We start from the raw sequence: 18490 nt of genomic DNA, 5'->3' as shown, positions 1-18490 counted from the left end.
TCACGACACCGTGTACGGTGTTCGTGATGCGAAGCGCCTCCGCTGAATTGCCCAAGGTCCCCGGTGCGCTGCCGGTAGCCGCCGTCCTCGCTCGTCCCTGGGTGCTGCCCGCCGGGGCGGCGGTGGCATCGTCCCTGGTGTTCGCCCTGGTCAGCGGGCATTTGATCGACGACACGTACATTACGCTGTCGTATGCGAAGAACCTCGCCTTCCACGGTCATTGGGGCCTGATCGAGGACGGCACCGCCAACACCGCGACGTCGCCGCTGAACGTCCTCGTGCTGGCGCTCCTCACGTTCATTGCCCGAGACGCCGTCTTCGCCGCCGGGGTCGTCTTCGTCGCGAGCCAGGTGATCCTCGTACTCGGCCTGCGTCGCATCGGCACCGCGACCGGCCTTCCCGGCGGGTTCGCCCCGCTGGCGCTGGGTCTGTTGCTGGTGAATCCGCTGCTGCTGTCGTCGGTCGGGCTCGAAGTCGCCCTCGGCGCGACGGCCGTCGTCTGGTTGATGGTGTTCCTGCACGAACGCCGCCCCGCCGCCGCGGGTGCGGTGATCGGCCTGATCGCGCTCATCCGGATCGACCTGCTGCTGATCGCCTTCGTGCTGTTCCTCGCGCGCCGAGAGTTCTGGGCGGGCATCTGGCGGATGACGTTCGCCGCGCTCGGGGTGATGCTGCCGTGGTTCGGGTTCAGCTGGCTCGTGCTGGGTTCGGCGGTGCCCGACACCCTGGTCATCAAGATCATGCAGCGGTCGTGGGGACCGTTCAGTTTCACCAACGGCCCGCTGCTGTACTGGCGCAACTTCCCCGTGGCGTCGACGCTCGCGTTCCTGCCGCTCGTGATCGGCGGCCTCGCCGGTCTACTGTGGACGTTCCACTTCCGGCGTGGTTCGGAGCGGGCGAAGCGGCTGGTGCCGTTCGCGACCCTCGCGATCGCCGGTGCGGCGCACTATCTGGCCTATTGCTGGCTGAACGTCCCGCCGTACCACTGGTATTACGCGCCGAGCATCATCGGCGCGTCGATCTTCCTCGCCGCCGGTGCCTGTGCGGTGCCCGGCCGGGCTCGTCTCGGCGCGGGGGTTCTCGCCGGCGCGTTCCTTCTCGTGAGTGTCGTCGCCTACGCGACGCCTGAGCTGCCGCGGCGGTTCGCGCCCATCACCAGCAACCACGCCGCGTCCGACGAGTACCGCAAGATCGGCTCGCAGCTGGCCGAACTCACCAAGGGGCGCAAGGTGGAGAGCGCCGGTGAGGTCGGCGCGCTCGCCTACGCCTGCGACTGCGACATCGTCGACCAGTTCTCCGACCGCGGCTCGGTCGACCCGGCGATCGTCGAGACGAAGAGCCGCAGCGGCGACCTCGGCAAGGCCCTGCTGGAGGCGAACTTCCGGTTCTTCGACCACAGCGTCCCGCCCGCGACCCCGGATCTGGTGCTGGCCACCACCCGGAAGGCGCCGCCGCCGAACGCGCTGGCCACCTGGACGATCAGCTCGCCGTGGATGGGCACCCAGCAGCTCTACCTCCTGCCCGCCCGGTAGAACCCCGTCACGAAGGGGCGGACGACCTCGCCGCCGAAGCGGTCGATGACGAGGTTCTCGATGGCGTCGAGCAGCCGCACGCGCTCTTCCGGCGGATGACTCAGCACGAGCGCCATCGACGCGTACAACGTGCGCAGCCGGACGGCGTCCATCCGTGCTTCGGAGCGGATCACCTCGCCGTCGAAACCGGTGAAGCCCGCGGCGGTCAGGTACTCGCGATGGGCGTCGACGTCCAGCTGGAACGGCGGCCCGCCCGGATCCATCACGGTCCCCGGTGACATCCCGAGGATCTCTTCGGCGGCCGCGTCGAACTCGTGCGGCCGGTCCGGGTCTTCGAACATCATCCACCAGAGCGCGACATGCCCGCCCGGTTTGACGATCCGCCGCAGCTTCGCGGCGCCCACATCGGGCTGGACCCAGTGAAAGGATGTGGCCGCCACCGCGAGGTCGAAGGCGTCGTCGGGGAGTTCGGCGTCTTCGAAAGGGGCGGTGATGACGTCGAGGGCTTCGGTGGGGTGCGCGGCGCGAAGAAAGCCGGCCAGGGGAGCGCTGGGTTCGACCGCGGTGACCGTGGCCTGGTGGGCGAGCAGCCGGGCGGTGACCAGGCCGGTCGCCGGTCCGATCTCGACGACGCGCGCGCCGGGGCCGAGGCCGCACTCGGCGGCGAGGATTTCGTAGACGCGGTCGGGGTAGCCGGGGCGTCCGGCGTCGTAGGACTCGGGGTCCTGGCCGAAAAGGTGCCTGCCCTGATGCGTGTCGAGCCGCGTTCTCCCCATGGCCTCCATCGTCCCGCATTTAGTCCTCTAAATGCGCTCCTTGCGTAGGCAACTACCGCATTTAGAGGACTAAATGCGAGGGTCAGCGGCGTGAGTCGGCCCGTGCCGCTTTGTCGACCGCCAGCATGTCCCGCTGGTAGACCACCGAGCCGTCGGCGAAGACGAACTGCAGCACCGGCCGCGGCGGAAAGCTCCGCCCCAGGTACAGCGCGGACACCGAACGCACGACGCCCGACGGCATCTCCTCGAAGGTCCGGAACGGCTGGGCGGGATCCTCGCCCTCCAGCATCCGCGCCGGGTAGACCAGCGCCAGCCGCCGGTCGGACAACGTCAGCCGCGCCTCGCCGCATCCACCGGCGAGGTGGTCCGCGATCCGCACGGCGATCTGGTCCGCCGACCGCGCGACGACCCAGTACGCGATCGTCGGATCGTCGGTCCAGTCGGCTTCGAGAACACCCGGAGCGGGCAGTGGCCAACGCGGTTTGCCGGTCACCGCAGGGGTTTCCCGCGCCGCCTCGTAGGGCAGCGTGAGCTCGCCGTCCAGCAGCAGGCCCACGTAACCGTGCGCGGGCGGGCAGCCGATGATCAGGCGTTCGCCGGGCGCGAGCCAGAATTGGTGGAGTTCCCGTTCGACGATCTCGTCGACGGACTTCGCCATCGGAAGTGTGTTCTCCATCAGCGCACCGTCACCGCGTGGAGCCAGGCGAACTGCCGAGGATCGTCGCAGTCGAACAGGAAATCCATCCCCGATCCATCCACAAAGGACACCCGAAGGCACGGGCGGCGTTTCTTGCCGTGTTCCGCCACCGTGAACCCGCCGATCCGCTCGCGCGGCAGCTCGGCGGCGACGACCATCCGGTGCGTCGCGATCGGGACGCCCTCGGTGTTCTGGCCGTAGGTCTTCGTGGTCATGATCGCGGCGATCTCCTTGCCCGTCTTGACCACGCCCTTGCCGAAGCCGATCGCCTTCGACATGAACGACTTCTCCGAGGACTTCTCCGGCTCCGGCGGCGGGACGAACTTCTCCAGCACCAGCAGCCGCGCACTCGTCAGCGCCCACAACCGGGACAGCGAGCCGCTCGTCGACAGCTCACGCACCGCCGCATGCGCCAGGCCGCCCTGTTCGCCGAACACGATGACCTGCGGTGACGGCGGATTCGACGCGCCGTCACCGTCGTCCCCGCCCAGCGCGGCGCTGACCATGTCGCCGGCGAAGTTCGCCGCGCCCGAGCCGAGTTTGCCCAGGACGCTCTTCTTCGGCACACCCCACGGATCGAGGCCGCGCACGTCGTAGTTCAGCGTCCGGCCGTACGCGGCCCACAGCAGCCGTTCGCCCGGGTGCAGCGAAGGCAGGGCCTGCGACGCGGCCCCGAGCGGGTAGCCGAGATTCATTCTTCGATCGTGAACCCTCTGTCGGTCGCCGCGCGGCGCTCTTCCTCGGACGACGAGTCCTGCGACTCGTTGTAGCCCGCCTTGACGCCCTGCTCGACGCCCAGTTCGGCCAGATTACCGGCACTCCCGCGGAAGGCGGCCTTGCCGAGGCTGGTCGTCCCGCTCATGCCCATCGCGCGCAGCCCGGCCTCGGTGAGGTTCGTGGTGAGCGCGTCGGAGCCCTCGCCGCCGACGCCGTAGCGGTTCGCGAACTTGTTGGCGGTCTTGGAGGCACCGGTCGTGGGGTTCGCCTTCGTGACGATCTTGGCCAGCGGGTTCTTGTCGATCTGGTCGGCGAGCCGCTTCTGCAGCCAGTTGCCGTCGCGCAGCCCCTCGGCCCGCTCGACGACCTTCTTCAGCGGCCCGTTGCGCAGCATCTTCAGGATGTCTTCGAGCTTTTCGATGAGCGGCTTGAGCTTGCCCAGCAGCTGCTTGACCTTCATCCCGAGCCGTCCACCGGTCACCGCGACCTGGCCCGCCGTCGCCGCGCCCGCCGCGCCGACCGACGCGCCAGCCGTGATCCACGAGGCGGCCAGCGCGGCCAGCCATTCGATGATCAGGCCCATCACCAGTTCCTGGATGATGTCGATGGCGATCTCGACGAAAGCGTCGAACAGGTCGGCCGCGATCTCCAGGATCTGCTGCAGGCCGCGGACGTCGTTCGCGAAAGCCTTGGCGCCGCCCGAGAACTCGGTCATCTGGCCGCGGAACGCCTCGCCTGCCTCGCCCTTCCAGGCCTCCTTGGTGCCGTCGGCGCGCTTCTGCTCGTGCTCGGCGACGCCGTCGAGCCACTTGGCCGTCTGCTCCCAGCCCTTGGCGGTGCTGCGCATCTGCTCGGGGTCGCCGATCGCCGGTTCCAGCACCAGTTCGACCAGTGGGCTGATCACGATCCCGATCAGGAAGCCGAGTCCGTTGTCCAAAAAGGACTGACCGGGACTCGTCACGAGCTGGAGCTGTTCCATCCGCGCGTGCACGGCCGCGATCGCGACGTCCGGCGGGCTGCTCGCCCGGGAGACGTCCGACGACGTGCTGATCCACGAGCTGCCGTAGCCGCCGTTCTGCTCCCAGAACCCCTTGCGGCCCGAGTCGCCCGCGCTGTTGAGGTCGCCGAGGCTGCCGGGGCCGCTACCGCCGTCGCCCAGCCCGGTACCGAGGCCGGTGATGACCGCGGCGGTGCCCTGGTTGTGGTCGAGGTAGGTCTTCGCCGCGGTGGTGGTCTTGTCGGCGATCTGGTCGAGGAAGGACTTCGCCTGTTCGGCGAGGTCCTGGCATTCCTGCAGACCCTCGAAATACTTGAAGGCCATCAGCTCACCGAGCGGGCCGAAGCAGTCGTCCGAGACCCTGGCCTGTTCCAGCAGGCTCGCGAGGCTGCCGAAGTTCCCTGAAGCCTCTTTGGACCCGTTCGCGTGCGCTGTGAGCGCGTCGGTCTGTACGCCGAAGCTGGTCAAAACGAATCCCTCCGCAGGATGGGGCCGCCGAAGTCGTCGTCATCGGCCGGGGCCGGACGAGCCGGACGCTGGGTACGGACGGGTTGCTGGGCGGCCGGGCCCGCGAGGGATTCCGCGGGCGGGGGAGTGCTCGGCCCAAGCGGTTCGATATGGGCGTTGAACGCCTCTTTGAACTGTTCCGCGCGGTCGCCGAGAATCGGCTGGACGGTCTGCTGCATCGCGGCCGCGGCCTGCTGCGTCGCTTCTCTGATCGCGGTGAGGATCTCTTGCTGCAGCGCGGTATGCGTGCGGTTCATCGCCTTGGGGGACAGTTGGAGTCCCAGCAACGCGCCCGACGGGGCGACGGTCACCGTCACCGAACCGTCGGCGTTGCGCGCGGACCCGCGCAGCCCGGCGATCTTGTCCTTCAGCTCCGCTGCTTTGGCGGCCTGCTCCTGAAACGACCGGATGGCCGCGTCGAGCCTGGCTTCCTGGTCAGCCATCGATTCCTCTCAACCCGGGGACGGAGGGATGTCCGTGCCCGGGTGAGACGAATGGAGTAACGCGCTCGTTCCCTAGATCGGCAGTTTCCGGAAGATCGGGCGGGGCACATGCCGCAGCGCCGACATGACCAGGCGGAAGGGCGCGGGAGCCCACACCAGTTCCTTGCCGGCCCGCGAGGCGTTGACGGCGATCTCGGCGACCTGCTCGGCGGTTTGCGCCAGTGGGGCGTCCTCGAGTCCCTCGGTCATCTTGGTCTTCACGTGCCCGGGGCGGACGACGGTGACCTGCACGCCGGAAGGCGCCAGCGCCTCGCCGAGGCCCAGGTAGAAGCCGTCGAAACCGGCCTTCGTGGAGCCGTAGACGAAGTTCGACCGGCGGACCCGCTCACCGGCGACCGACGACAGCGCGATGACCTTGCCGTGGCCCTGCTTCTTGAGCTTGTTCGACAGCGCGACACCGACCGAAACCGCGGCCGTGTAGTTCACTGTCGCCGCCTCGACGGCCTTCGCGTGGTCCTGCCACAGCTCTTCCTGGTCGCCGAGCAGGCCGAACGCCACGACGGCGACGTCGATGTCGCCACCCTCGAACGCCTTGTCCAGCACTGCCGGGTGCGAGTCCATGTTCTTGGCGTCGAAGTCCACGCATGCGACTTCGGCGCCTTTGTCCTTCAGACGCTGCGCGGCGGCGTCGAGCCGAGGCGACTGACGTCCGGCCAGCACGACCCGGAGGGGCTTCTCGGCCAGGTACTTCTCCGCGATCGCGAGCGCGATGTCGGAGGTGCCGCCGAGCAGCAGCAAGGACTGGGGGTTGCCCACAGCGTCGATCACAGTTCCAACCTTCGGGACATGTCAGAGGCGAAAACGCCTTCGGGGTCAACGGAAGCGCGGACCTTGCGCCATTCCTCGAGCCGCGGGTACATCCTCGCGAAGTTCTCCGCGGAGGTGCGGGAGTCCTTCGCCGTGTACAGACGGCCGCCGAGCGCGAGCACGTCCTCGTCGAGTTCCTGGCAGAACCGGCTCAGCCCGTCCTTGATCGGGAAGTCGAGGCAGACCATCCAGCCGGGGTGCGGGAATGACAGCGGCGCCGCGTTGCCCTCGCCCATCTGCTTGAACACGTTGAGGAACGACACGTGCCCGGAGTCCGCGACCTTCTGGATGATCCGGCGCAGCGGCTCGTGCGCGTTCAGCGGCGTGCTGAACTGGTACTGCAGGAAACCCTTGGAGCCGTACGCGCGGTTCCACTCACCGAACAGGTCGAGCGGGTGGTAGAACGCGGTCAGGCTCTGGATCTGGTCGCGCGCGTTCTTCGCGGTCTTGCGGTAGTACAGCTCACCGATCGCGGAGAACGACAGCTTGTTCGCCAGTCCGTTCGGGAACACGTCCGGCAGGGTCGCCAGGGTGCCCGGGTTGAACTTGAGCGGGTCCGCGCGCAGCTTGGGCGGCAGTTCGTCCAGCTTGGCGAGCGAGCCGCGCTGGAAAGCGGCGCGGCCGAGCTTCGCGCCCCTGGAGATCGAGTCGAACCAGCCGGACGAGTACGTGTAGTTGTCCTCGGAACCGTCGGTGACCAGCGCCAGGGTCTCGTCGAGGTTCGCCGTGCGCTGGATGTCGGCCTTGAAGTAGGCCGTCTCCGTCTTCGTCATCCGGATCTTGGCCCGGACGATGATGCCGGTCAGGCCGATGCCGGCGACGGTCGCCCAGAACAGCTCCGAGTCGGGGCCCTCCGGGGTCAGCGTGCGCACCTGGCCGTCGGCGGTGATCAGGTCCATCGACACGACGTGGTTGCCGAAGCTGCCGGCCGAGTGGTGGTTCTTGCCGTGGATGTCGTTCGCGATCGCGCCGCCGATGGTGACCTGGCGCGTGCCCGGCAGCACGGGGACCCACAGGCCGTAGGGCAGGCCCTCGCGCATCAGCTTGTCGAGGCTGACGCCCGCGTCGAGGTCGACGATGCCGGAATCCGGGTCGATCGAGTGGATGCGGTCGAGCGCGGTCATGTCGACGACCAGGCCACCGGCGTTCTGCGCCGGGTCGCCGTACGACCGGCCGAGGCCGCGCGCGATGACCCCGCGTGCCCCCGCCTGCGTCACCGCCCGCGCGATGGTTTCCACGTCGGGCGTGCTCAGGACGTCCGCGATGCTCGGCGACGTCCTTGCCCAGCCCATGAGCGACTGCCGCTGTGTTCTGGGCCGCTGTGTCTTGGGTGCTTGGGTCACGCCGACCAGGGTAACCACGCCGAACACTGCCCGGAACGTGACCCTGAAGTGGCCGCTTCTACACTTTGGCCACCAGCCCCAGCAGTTTATGAGGTAGAGCAGTGGTGGCGACCGACCCGCAAGCCGGCCCGACGGCAGCAGCGCCGTCCTCTCCTGGGCTGCTCGGGCAGCTCATCCGCTTCGGCCTCATCGGTGGGTTCTGCGCCCTCGTCGATTTCGGTGTCTACCAGGGGCTGCGTGCCCTCGGCATGGACGCGACGCCGTGGGTGGACATCGCCCGCGCGCTCAGCTTCATCGTGGGCACCACGACCGCCTTTTTCCTGAACCGCAAGTTCACCTTCGCCGGTGGACGGCAGGAAGGCGCACGTCAGATCGGCGGCTTCGTCCTTCTGTACGCCGTGACGTTCCTCGTCGCCGTGGGCGTCAACCGGACGATGCTGCACGTCCTGCCGGATTCGGCCTGGAAGGCCACACTCGGTTGGGTCGTGTCGCAGGCAACCGCGACCGTGATCAACTTCGTCATGCTCAAGTGGGTCGTCTTCCGTGAGCCCCGCGCAAGCGCCGCCAGCCCAGTCTTGACCAGCACAGAGGAGAACTGAGGATTCATGCCCGGTAAAGCCGCCGTCACCGGAGAGGCCCCGAGCGCCATGGTGAGCACTATCGACGACACCCGCTTCGCGGAACGCACCCCGCAGGGCCGTCTCACCGCGCAGCGAGGGCTCTACGCCGGCCCGGCCCCCATCGTCAGCAAGGACCTCTACGCCGAACTCGAATGGGGCTCCGCCGTGCGCGAACGCGCGGGCATCGCCATCGAGCCGGCGTCGAAGGTATCCGGCAACACCTACTTCGGGCGCTTCCCCGCGAGCTACTGGCAGCGCTGGACCGACGTGACCGAGGTCGCGGTCGAGGCCGTCGTCACCGGTGACGGGCAGCTGTCCGTCGGCGCTTCCGACATCGAGGGTGACTCGCGTGTCGTCGCCGCCGAGGTCATCACGGGTGCGAAGCAGCAGAAGGTGACGCTGACCGCGAAGCTGGACAAGTTCTACGACGGCGGCGCGCTCTGGCTCGACCTCGAAACCGAGGGTGGCCAGTCGCTGCGCGTCGAGAACGTCCGCTGGACGGTCGAGGCGCCGGAGAAGATCCGTCCGACCGCGGTGACCATCTGCACGATGAACCGCGCCGACGACTGCCTGTCGAACCTGCAGGCCCTCGCCGCCGACGTCTCCTCGCTGGAGACGCTCGACGCGATCTACGTCGCCGACCAGGGCACCGACCTCGTCGAGTCGCGCGAAGGCTTCGAGCAGGTCGCGAAGGACCTCGGCGACAAGCTGCACTACATCAAGCAGCCGAACCTCGGCGGCGCGGGCGGCTTCACCCGCGGCCTGTACGAGGTCGCCGGGCACACCGAGACCGAGCACGCGAACGTCCTGTTCATGGACGACGACGTCCTGCTCGAGCCGGACCTGGTGATCCGGATGACCGCGTTCTCCAACCGCACGGTCAACCCGGTCATCGTCGGCGGGCAGATGCTGAACCTGCTGCACCCGAACCAGCTGCACGTCGGCGCCGAGTACGCCCGGCTGAACACGCTGGAGCCCGGCCAGCCGGTGACGCACTCGCTCTCGACCGCCGACCTGCTCGGCGTCGACGAGGAGACCCTCAAGCCGAACCGCCAGGAACGCCGCCTCGACGCCGGGTACAACGGCTGGTGGTCGTGCCTGATCCCGTACGAGGTCGTCAAGGCCACGGGCTACCCGCTGCCGTTCTTCTTCCAGTGGGACGACGCGGAGTACAGCTACCGCGCCCGCGGTGCGGGTTTCCCCACGGTCACCCTTCCGGGCGCCGGCGTCTGGCACGCCGACTTCCACTGGAAGGACTGGGACGAGTGGCACCGCTACTTCAACCTGCGGAACTCGATCATCACCGCCGCGCTGCACTCGCCGTTCAACCTGAACCTGCTCTCGCGCGTGCTCATCGCGCAGCTGGTCCGGTACCTGCTCGGCATGCAGTACGGCCTCTCCGCCACGCTGATCAAGGCCGTCGAGGACTTCCTCGAGGGGCCGGAGGTCCTGCGTGACGGCGGCGTCGCCGCGATGAAGGAGATCCGCCGGATCCGCGACGAGTACCCCGAGACCAAACGGCACAAGGCCACCGACGTCCCGGGTATCGCGTCCAACGACATCGGCATCATCAACAGCGCGCCGCGGCCCAGCATGCAGCGCCTGGTGCTGATCAAGCGGATCCTCGACCGGGTGCTCGGCCGCAGCCGCCACTCGCTCGGCGCGATCCCGATCGACGAGGCCCACTGGTGGCACGTCGCGACCTTCGACACCGCCGTCGTCACCGACGCTTCGCAGGAAGGCGTGCGGGTCCGCTCGTACGACCGCGCGAAGATGTTCGACCTGGCCCGTCGCGGTGCCAAGGTCATCCAGCGGCTCCGTAAGGAAGGCGCCGCGGTGCAGGAGCAGTACAAGCGCGCCATGCCCGAGCTGTCGTCGCGGGACAACTGGAAGCGGCTTTACGAGCTGTAGGACCGCTTCGGCTCCAGAGAGTGTCATGAGGGGTCCCCATCGGACGAAATTCGTCCGATGGGGACCCCTCATGACGTCTCGGGGTACGTCTTCCCCGCAGCAGTTCTCCCGAAGCCGACCTGCGGTCCCTAGTGGAGACCGAAGACCCGCGTCTTCCGGTTCAGGTCGTCGATGTAGGCGGCGGCGACGTGGGAGAAGTTGATCGCGACTTCGGAGTCGTCCTTCGTCTTGACCGTCTGCACCGAACCCGTGCGGACGAAATGCGAAAGGTCCTTGGTCAGCCGTTCGGTTTCGTCCGTCGTGAGCGCGAAGAGCAGCGGCTCCCCACCGGCGACGAGATGGAGTACGAGCGCGGGTTTCTGGTCTGCCATGCACCCATCGCACCAGCCGTGATCACGGCCGGGCAAGCGGGTTCGCTGCGGGCGTACCGGGTGAGTGGACTACGTTCATCCCGACGAACAAGACACCCGCGGGGGGAAAAGGTGATGCCGCATTCGTTCTCGCTGTCGCTGGCGGCGGTGGACATCCTGCTCGAACACGGCCGGCTCGGACCGGCTCCGGTTCCGTTCGAGGTCCCGCACATCGGCACCACGACCGACCAGCGCGCGATGGTGCGCGAGGCCGTCTTCCGCGATCTCGAAGGCCGTGGCCTCATGCGCGGCGGCAGGCTCGACGCCGACGTCGAACTCGCGCTCGCCACGTTCGTCAAACCGCAGCTCGCCGTGTGGGCGGTCGCGCAGATGGACAAGGACAAGCAGCTCTTCGCGAGGGCGGCGACGAACGGCCAGTTCGCGGTCCTCGCGCGCCAGGACGAGAACCTGCTCGTGTTCGAGGAGACCAGGCCGACGGCGATCGTCGCGTCGATCGTCGACCTGCTGCCGCTCACGCCGCCCGGTCCCGGCCAGTCCGTCACCATCGCGAAGCCGGTGAGCGCGCCGAAGCGCCCTCGCAACGACGACGCCTACGACCCCTTCGCCGGTGTCAGCGGTCCCCGTTCCCACGGGTCGAACCCGCAGCAGCGGCAGGTGGAACGGATCTTCGAGAAGCCGAAGACGCGCGTGGGCCAGTTCAGCGTGTTCATCCGCGGCGGCCAGGTGTTCCCCCCGCTGGCGTGGTTCGACACCGAAGCGGGCCGGTTCATGATGACCTCGCGCCAGGCGGCCGACGGGCAAAGCTGGCTGACCTACGCTCCCGCCGACAACGCGAGGATCGCGCAGCAGCTGTATGCCCAGCTCGAGGGCCAGTTCTGAGCGAGCCGGAACCAGGGCGGCGCCCGTTTCGTCACAGTTGCCGGAGCGGGCTTCGGTGATCGGAGAATCACCGTTGCGCAGAGTGCCCGGCTAGTAGACTGCCGGACGGTACGCACGGGCGAGAAGACGATGCAGTGGGGCGGGCGATGGCTTTCGAAGCGGACGGCGGACAGGCGGCACCGAATTTCGCGATCGGCTCCGCGATCGGCGCGGCGGCGGGTTATGTCGCGAAGGGCGGTCTGAACGAGGCGGCGGTCGCCAAGGTCAGCGCCGAGACCCAGAAGCTGGTCGCCGCCGCCAAGAACGGTGGCTTCACGATCACCGAGAAGGGCGTGGAACCCCTGCGCAAGGCGCTGGCGGACATGTCCGAGCACCTCGACACGCTCAAAGCGAAGACGGTGCACCTTTCGCAGGCCCCGAAGCTGGGCGGGCATCCGTACGGCAAGGCCGTGGCGGCGCACGACCAGAAGGGCGCTTCCGAGTCGGCCGGATCCGCCGCCGTGGTGCTCGATCAGTTCGCCAAGGTGGTCAAGGACGCCGACGAGGCGCTGGCCAGGGCGGCCGGGCTGTACAAGGGAGTCGAAGATCGCGCGATCGACGCCACCAAGAAGATCCAGGCTTGAGGACGATGAAGAAGCTTTACGCCTTGCCGCTCGTCGCGGCCGCACTGGTACTCGCCGCCTGCTCCAGCGAGAAGCCCGGCACACCGACCGCCGCGCCGACCTCGGCGCCGGGGCAGCCGTCGTCGTCCGCCGCGCCGCCGTCCACCGGCGGAGGGAACACCGCGTCGCTGGACCCGTGCTCGCTTGTCAGCGCGGCCGACCTGGCCTCGTACGGGACCTTCAAGGCGCCGGAGAGCGGTGAAGACGGCGGAGCCCGCACCTGCACCCTCACGAAGGACAAGGCCACCGCCAGCGAGGAATCGCTGACCGTCAGCGTCGGTGTCCGTGACTCGCAGGGGCTCGACAGCGTCAACGACGCCGGCAACGGCAAGACCAACGGCAACGTGCAGGGCCGCAAGGCGGTCCTGGTCCCGACGCCGCCGACGAACTGCCTGATGGCGCTCGAAGCGGGCGCAACCTCGCGAGTGGACGTCGTCACGGTGTCGACCGACCCCGAGAAGGCCTGCGGGATCGCGGAGAAGGTCGCGGACATCGTCGTACCGAAGCTTCCGAAGAGCTAAGGGGGAATCAGGGATGACCACGAAGACACCGAACCTGAGCGAGAAGCAGGTCTCCGAACTTTCGCCCGCGGCACGTGACGCCTACTTCCAGCAGAAGGCGAACGAAGGCGTCGACCCGAGCGACGGCTGGCTCTTCGGCGCCGTCAAGCAGTTCATCGCCACCGGGCAGGCGCATCAGCAGGCGCAGGAGGTCGGCGACAAGAACGTCGACCAGCTGACCAAGAACGGCGATGTCCAGTACGTCGAGGGGCTGGAGCCGTCGAACGCGGATTACCAGGGCTACGACCACGAGAAGCTCAAGCAGTTCGTCAGCAGCGACTTGAACGTCGAGCAGGTCACCCAGGTCTCCACCGCGTACCACGACATCCACAAGGCTTTCGAAAGCTTCGCGAACACGATGACCCAAGCGGTCAACGCGTCGCAGGGCACCTGGGACGGCGAGGCGGCCGCCAACGCGAAGGGCTATTTCCAGAGCCTCAGCAAGTGGTCCGAGGCGAACTCGCAGAACGCGAAGCTCGCGTCCGAGACGATCTACGACCAGGGCACCGCGGCTTCCAACGTGAAGAACGTGATGCCCGAGCCGATCCCGTTCAGCTGGAAGGACGAGGTCGGCGGCTGGATGACGTCGAACCCGTTCAACCTCGGCGAGAACATCGACAAGTCCATCCAGAAGCAGCAGGACAGCCAGGAGGCGCACACCCAGGCCGCCTCCGCCATGCACGAGTACGACAAGTCGTTGTACGAGGCCGCGTCGAAGCAGCCCGTGTTCGCCGAGCCGCCGAAGTTCGGCGTCGGCGGCAGTGGCGAGATTTCCGGGGATCCTCACCTGCGAGGCGACCTGCCTCCCGGATCGAACCCGCCCGGCTCCAACCCGCCCGGCAACACCTACATCCCGCCCGGCAGCGGCGGCAATGGCGGAGGCGGCGGCGGCGGTGGTGGTGGCGGCACCGGCATCCCGACGGGCACGGGCCACATCCCCGGACCCGGGTCCACCACGGGATCCGGCAGCATTCCCTCGGGCACGACGCCTTCGGGTTTCCAGAACACCCCGCAGCCGATCAGCACGCCCGGGCCCAACAACCAGACCGCGATGCCGATGAGCCCCATGCCGATGTCGCCCATGATGGGCGGCGGTATGGGCGACTCCGACTACAACAGCCGGACCGGCCGCGGCGGTGGCGGCGGCGGATTCGGCCCCGGTAGCGGCGCGAGCTCCACGCCCGGTGCGGGTTCCGCGTCCGGCGCGGCCCGTCCCGGTGGGGTCGGAGCGGCCGAAGCGGCGGCCGGTCGCGGTATGGGCGGCCTCGGCGGTGGCGCCGGCGGCCGTGGCGGACCGGGGATGGGCGGCGGCATGGGCGGTCGCGGCCAGAGCTCCGAGGGGGACGAGGACACCGAGCACCAGCGTCCGACGTACCTCGTCGAGGGTGACCCGGACGAGGTCTTCGGCACCGACATGCGGACCGCTCCGCCGGTCATCGGCGAGTAGGCGGCTCAGCCGGAAATGCCATGAAAGGTCCTTTCCTCGCAAAATTTGCGAGGAAAGGACCTTTCATGGCATTTGAAGGCCGGTCTCAGTAGCGGAAGAACTTCTCCTTGCGGCCCTGGCGCACCAGTTTGAGCCACTGCAGGAACGCTTTGGGATCCCGCTTCACACCGATGAAGTACAGCCCGAACCGCGCCACTTCGAGCGCGCCGATCTTGCGCATGCCCGGCTGCGAGAGCAAATACCCGCGGTTGCGGTAGGTGTAGTAGCGCTTGACCTCGTTCTCCGGGTCCTGCGCGTGGAACCGGCCGCCCAGCATCGGCTTGAACTCGTCCGAGCCGTCCGGGTGCAGGTACGCGGTCTTGAGCGAGGTGCCGAACGGCAGCCCCGAACGCACCAGGCGCCGGTGCAGTTCGACCTCGTCACCGCGGAAGAACAGCCGCAGATCCGGCACGCCGACGACGTCCAAAGTGGACGCGCGGAACAGCGCGCCGTTCATCAGCGAGGCGATGCCGGGCAGGAAGTCGACGCCCAGTTCCGAAGACGAACGCTTCCAGGTCAGCCCGCGCCGCAACGGGAACGCGAGTTTCTCCGGTGAGTCGATGTTCGTGACCACCGGGGAGATCTCGGCCAGATCCCGTTTTTCGGCCTCTTCCAACAGGATCGCGAGGACGTTCTCGTCGGCGGGGCGGCCGTCGTCGTCGGCCAGCCAGATCCAGTCCGCGCCCAGCGACAGCGCGTGCAGCATGCCGAGCGCGAACCCGCCCGCGCCACCGAGGTTGCGGTGCGAGGGCAGGTAGGTGAAGGGAAGCGGGTAGTTCTCGACGATGTCGCGCGCCGACTGGTCCGGCCCGTTGTCGACCACGACCAGGTGGTCGACCGGCCGGGTCTGGGTGGCGATGACCTTCAGCGATTCCGCGAGCAGTTCCCGACGATGGCGCGTGACGACGACGCCGACGACGGCGCCTTCGGGCAACTGCCGGGTCTCGCTGGTCATCCTTGACCGCCGTTCGTCGTCGCAATTGGCTCGGGCTCGACGCCGAATCGCTCCAGAGTCTCCTGGCTCATGTTCTCGAACGGGTCGCGCCCCTTGTAGCCGGTGAGCACCTCGCGCAGCGAACCGCGCTGCTTGACGTGCCCCTCGTCCATCCAGATGGCGGAATCGCAGAGCTCGAAGAGGAACTCGTCCGAGTGGCTGGCGAACACCAGGATGCCCGAACGCTTCACCAGGGCCTTGAGCCGATCCCTCGCCTTGTTGAGGAACGCCGCGTCGACCGCGCCGATACCCTCGTCGAGGATCAGGATCTCCGGGTCGATCGAGGTGACCACGCCCAGTGCGAGGCGCACGCGCATACCGGTCGAGTAGGTCCGCAGCGGCATCTGCAGGTAGTCGCCGAGTTCGGTGAACTCCGCGATGTCGTCGACGCGGGCTTCCATCTGCTTCGCGGTCATCCCGAGGAACAGGCCGCGGATGATGATGTTCTCGAGCCCGGAGATCTCCGGGTCCATGCCGATGCCGAGGTCGAAGACCGGTGCGATCTTGCCGGAGATCTTCGCCGAACCGCGGGTGGGCTCGTAGATGCCGGACAGCAGCCGCAGCAGCGTCGACTTCCCGGCGCCGTTGTGGCCGACGAGGCCGACCCGGTCGCCTTCCCGCAGCTGGAGCGTCACGTCGTGGAGTGCTTCGATGATCGGCACCTTGGTTTCGGTGCCGATCTTGCCGCCGACCTTGCCCAGCACCTTCTTCTTCATGGAGCGGGTCTTCGCGTCGAAAATGGGAAAGTCGACGTAGGCGTTGTGCACATCAATGCTGACCATCTGTCACACCCAATAAGAGACGCGGGAACGGTAATTACGCATCGCGACCAGCGCGAGGATCCAGCCGACGACGGTGAAGCCGAGCACCACGTACCAGCTGTTGATGCTGACTTGCTGTCCGATCAGCGGTGCGCGCACGATCTGGATGAAGTGGAACAACGGGTTCCCGTGGACGAACGGCAGTGCCCACGAGGAGTCGACCCGCGCGCCGCCCGCCATGAGCTGGTCGATCGGCCACACGATCGGCGTCAGGTAGAACAGCAGCTGGATGATCGAGCTGATCACCTGCGGGATGTCCCGGTAGCGGGTCGAGATGATGCCCAGCAGGAGGGTGACCCAGCCGGCGTTCAAGGCGAGCATGAAGAAGCCGGGGATCGCGGTGAGCGAGTACCAGCCGATGCCGGGGTGGCAGATGCCGGAGTAGCCCGGATCGCAGTTGCCGGTGTTCAGCGAGTACTTGTGGTTGAGCGCGGTGAAGAAGATCGCGATGACGATGACGTAGACGATCAGGTTGTGCACCAGCATCAGGGTCTGGCGCCACACCGTTCGCAGTACGTACACCGAAAGTGGCGCGGGGAGCTGTTTGATGAGCCCCTCGTTGGAGATGAAGGTCTCCATGCCCTCGGAAAGGCAGCCGCTGATGAAGCCCCAGATGATGAAGCCGGTGCTGATGTAGGGCAGGAACGTCGCCGTCGGCATGTGGAACAACTGCGAGTACAGGAGTCCGAGGCCGAGTGCGATGACGCCCTGGCTGATGGTGATCCAGAACGGGCCGATCACCGAGCGGCGATAGCGCTGCTTGATGTCCTGCCAGCCGAGGTGTCCCCACAGCTCTTTGGCGGCGAAACCGGTCTTGATGTCGGCGAACGCGCGCGAAAAGGTCTTGCTGTCCGAAATCGGCGGAACCGAGGTCGGCGCAGCACCGTCGGCGGCGTGAACCGTGCTGGTGGCATGCACGGGAACGAGGGTACCGATGGGGCCGATGGTGCCTGGGCCACCCCGGGCGGACGAGGTTTCGTGCGCCCGCTCCGGTAACGGTGTGTGCGGCGTTACGATGCACGAATGCCGGTCCCCGACAGTACGGCTCCGGTCTCGGAGCCTGCCCGGCGCGCGCTGTACTACCTCGTCGCGCCGGTCGGTCACCCCAATTACGGTGACGAGCTCATTGCCGCGAGTTGGCTCCGGCATCTGGCTGAAGTGGCTCCGGACGCGGATGTGTGGGTGGACACCCACTCGCCCGGTCCGGCCGCCGTGCTGCTCGACGGGCTGCATCCGCGCGCGAAGTTCACCGACACCCTCTGGCGGCTCTGCTGGGAGGTCGCTTCCGAGGATCCTTGGCAGGCCGCCGCGTGGGTCCGGGAAGCCATCCACAACCCCGGGATGATGCCGAGGCTGCACCATGGCATCGAGCTGCTGGCCGAGGTGGACGTCATCCATGTCGTCGGCGGTGGCTACATCAACAAGCTCTGGCCGAAGCAGATCGGTCTCTTGGCAGGCGCCGCCGCGGCCGTCGAGCGGTCCGGTGGCCGCGCGGCCATGACGGGGCAGGGCCTGCTGCCCGCCTGCGACGACGTCACGCCGTTGCTGCGCGCGCTGGCCGACCGGTTCGAGATCGTGGAAGTCCGTGACGACGCCTCGGCGGAGCTGCTGGACGTGCCGGTGGGGCTCGACGACGCCTTCATCGGCATCGGCCCGCACCTCTACGAGGACACCGAAGACCTGCCCGAGGTCATGCTCTGCCTCCAGTCCGACCTCGTCGAGGTGGGGATCGGCAAGCTGGCGGGCGCGGTGCTCTCGATGCTGCGCTCGTGGAAGATCCCGCCGGAGAAGGTCGGCGTCGTCGAAGGGGTCCCTCGCGTCGACCGTGAGGTGTTCGCGCTCCTCGAGCGAGAACTGCCCGGCGCCCGGTTTTACCCGTTTTCGCACATCTGGACCCACGGGCTCCCGGTCGCGGCCGATCAGACCTGGATCTCCACCAGGTTCCACCTGCACATGCTGGCGTCCGCCGCGGGTGCGTCGGGGGTCGCGGTGTCGATCCACCCCGACTACTACGCGACGAAACACCGTTCCCTGGCCGCGCTCGGCTCCAACTGGACCCTGCTGGAAGACCTGAGCCAGGTGCCGGATCGCCCGAAGGCCGGCGGTTACGCACCCGAGGTGCTCGCGAACTTCAAGAAGGCGAAGGTGGAGCTGGCGAAGTCCATCTACGCCCCCGTGATCCGCCCCGAGCCGGAGACCGAGCCACCCGCGGAAGAACCGCCGGTGGTGCCTTCACGACGTCGGCGATGGGCTCGAATCATCCGAGGTTGAGGACCGTAGCCGTCCTCGATTTTCCCTAGCGTCGGT

General features: G+C 67.8%; 19 protein-coding genes. 8 read left to right on the top strand and 11 right to left on the bottom strand.

Annotated features, from left to right (window positions below):
• The first annotated feature begins 26 nt into the window (after positions 1–26).
• Positions 27–1532 (top strand): hypothetical protein, encoded by a 1506-nt coding sequence (locus ACZ7KI_RS23055; protein WP_470275162.1) that lies wholly within the window; start codon positions 27–29, stop codon positions 1530–1532.
• Here ACZ7KI_RS23055 and ACZ7KI_RS23050 read toward each other — a convergent pair.
• The 7 genes from ACZ7KI_RS23050 to ACZ7KI_RS23020 form a co-directional block, all read right to left on the bottom strand.
• Complete coding sequence (locus ACZ7KI_RS23050; RefSeq protein WP_470275161.1) at positions 1511–2308, bottom strand: class I SAM-dependent methyltransferase; 798 nt, start codon at positions 2306–2308, stop codon at positions 1511–1513. The genes ACZ7KI_RS23055 and ACZ7KI_RS23050 overlap by 22 nt on opposite strands.
• Positions 2309–2390: 82 nt before the next feature.
• A complete protein-coding gene (locus ACZ7KI_RS23045) occupies positions 2391–2984 on the bottom strand; it encodes a hypothetical protein (protein ID WP_470275160.1) in 594 nt (197 codons plus the stop codon).
• Positions 2984–3700 carry a hypothetical protein gene (locus ACZ7KI_RS23040; RefSeq protein ID WP_470275159.1) on the bottom strand — a complete coding sequence of 239 codons (717 nt, stop codon included), beginning with the start codon at positions 3698–3700 and terminating at the stop codon, positions 2984–2986. Before ACZ7KI_RS23040 ends, ACZ7KI_RS23045 begins: the two co-directional genes overlap by 1 nt.
• Positions 3697–5187, bottom strand: coding sequence for a WXG100 family type VII secretion target (locus ACZ7KI_RS23035; RefSeq protein WP_470275158.1), 1491 nt, complete (start codon positions 5185–5187; stop codon positions 3697–3699). The genes ACZ7KI_RS23040 and ACZ7KI_RS23035 overlap by 4 nt, the downstream gene beginning before the upstream one ends.
• Entirely contained in the window at positions 5184–5669 is a 486-nt protein-coding gene (locus ACZ7KI_RS23030; protein ID WP_470275157.1) for a YbaB/EbfC family nucleoid-associated protein, read from the bottom strand. The genes ACZ7KI_RS23035 and ACZ7KI_RS23030 overlap by 4 nt, the downstream gene beginning before the upstream one ends.
• A 72-nt stretch (positions 5670–5741) precedes the next feature.
• Positions 5742–6497, bottom strand: coding sequence for a decaprenylphospho-beta-D-erythro-pentofuranosid-2-ulose 2-reductase (locus tag ACZ7KI_RS23025; RefSeq protein ID WP_470275156.1), 756 nt, complete (start codon positions 6495–6497; stop codon positions 5742–5744).
• On the bottom strand, positions 6494–7828 hold the full coding sequence (locus tag ACZ7KI_RS23020; RefSeq protein WP_470275277.1) for an FAD-binding oxidoreductase: 1335 nt from the start codon (positions 7826–7828) through the stop codon (positions 6494–6496). Before ACZ7KI_RS23020 ends, ACZ7KI_RS23025 begins: the two co-directional genes overlap by 4 nt.
• 152 nt (positions 7829–7980) lie before the next feature.
• Here ACZ7KI_RS23020 and ACZ7KI_RS23015 point away from each other — a divergent pair, with 152 nt between their 5' ends.
• Together ACZ7KI_RS23015 and ACZ7KI_RS23010 are read left to right on the top strand one after the other, a co-directional pair.
• On the top strand, positions 7981–8478 hold the full coding sequence (locus tag ACZ7KI_RS23015; protein WP_470275155.1) for a GtrA family protein: 498 nt from the start codon (positions 7981–7983) through the stop codon (positions 8476–8478).
• A 6-nt stretch (positions 8479–8484) separates the two neighbouring features.
• The gene (locus ACZ7KI_RS23010) at positions 8485–10410 is read left to right on the top strand and encodes a glycosyltransferase (protein ID WP_470275154.1); all 1926 of its coding nucleotides are present in this window, start codon (positions 8485–8487) and stop codon (positions 10408–10410) included.
• Positions 10411–10538: 128 nt separating this feature from the next.
• On the opposite strand, the gene ACZ7KI_RS23005 is transcribed toward ACZ7KI_RS23010, so the two are convergent.
• On the bottom strand, positions 10539–10781 hold the full coding sequence (locus ACZ7KI_RS23005) for a hypothetical protein (protein WP_465459447.1): 243 nt from the start codon (positions 10779–10781) through the stop codon (positions 10539–10541).
• Positions 10782–10895: 114 nt separating this feature from the next.
• Between ACZ7KI_RS23005 and ACZ7KI_RS23000 the strand changes: the two genes are divergently transcribed.
• The 4 genes from ACZ7KI_RS23000 to ACZ7KI_RS22985 all read left to right on the top strand — a co-directional run bounded on the left by ACZ7KI_RS23000 (position 10896) and on the right by ACZ7KI_RS22985 (position 14329).
• On the top strand, positions 10896–11660 hold the full coding sequence (locus tag ACZ7KI_RS23000; protein ID WP_470275153.1) for an ESX secretion-associated protein EspG: 765 nt from the start codon (positions 10896–10898) through the stop codon (positions 11658–11660).
• 146 nt (positions 11661–11806) lie between these two features.
• Complete coding sequence (locus tag ACZ7KI_RS22995) at positions 11807–12283, top strand: hypothetical protein (protein ID WP_470275152.1); 477 nt, start codon at positions 11807–11809, stop codon at positions 12281–12283.
• Between the two features lie 5 nt (positions 12284–12288).
• Entirely contained in the window at positions 12289–12843 is a 555-nt protein-coding gene (locus tag ACZ7KI_RS22990) for a DUF3558 domain-containing protein (protein WP_470275151.1), read from the top strand.
• Between the two features lie 13 nt (positions 12844–12856).
• A complete protein-coding gene (locus ACZ7KI_RS22985; RefSeq protein ID WP_470275150.1) occupies positions 12857–14329 on the top strand; it encodes a WXG100 family type VII secretion target in 1473 nt (490 codons plus the stop codon).
• An 85-nt stretch (positions 14330–14414) separates the two neighbouring features.
• Here ACZ7KI_RS22985 and glfT1 read toward each other — a convergent pair whose 3' ends face one another.
• From glfT1 to wzm, 3 genes are read right to left on the bottom strand one after another with little or no spacing between them, the layout of a single operon-like run.
• Positions 14415–15323 carry a galactofuranosyltransferase GlfT1 gene (gene glfT1, locus ACZ7KI_RS22980; RefSeq protein WP_465500456.1) on the bottom strand — a complete coding sequence of 303 codons (909 nt, stop codon included), beginning with the start codon at positions 15321–15323 and terminating at the stop codon, positions 14415–14417.
• Complete coding sequence (wzt, locus tag ACZ7KI_RS22975; RefSeq protein WP_465500457.1) at positions 15320–16144, bottom strand: galactan export ABC transporter ATP-binding subunit Wzt/RfbE; 825 nt, start codon at positions 16142–16144, stop codon at positions 15320–15322. The genes glfT1 and wzt overlap by 4 nt, the downstream gene beginning before the upstream one ends.
• Before the next feature lie 3 nt (positions 16145–16147).
• A complete protein-coding gene (gene wzm / locus ACZ7KI_RS22970) occupies positions 16148–17101 on the bottom strand; it encodes a galactan export ABC transporter permease subunit Wzm/RfbD (protein ID WP_470275149.1) in 954 nt (317 codons plus the stop codon).
• A gap of 105 nt (positions 17102–17206) precedes the next feature.
• On the opposite strand from wzm, the gene ACZ7KI_RS22965 reads away from it, so the two are divergent.
• The gene (locus tag ACZ7KI_RS22965) at positions 17207–18454 is read left to right on the top strand and encodes a polysaccharide pyruvyl transferase family protein (RefSeq protein WP_470275148.1); all 1248 of its coding nucleotides are present in this window, start codon (positions 17207–17209) and stop codon (positions 18452–18454) included.
• Positions 18455–18490: the final 36 nt, after the last annotated feature.

It is taken from the genome of Amycolatopsis sp. NPDC039088, assembly GCF_055598845.1.
Note: the sequence above shows the minus strand (reverse complement) of the source record. Positions and strands in the feature narration are given on the sequence as shown.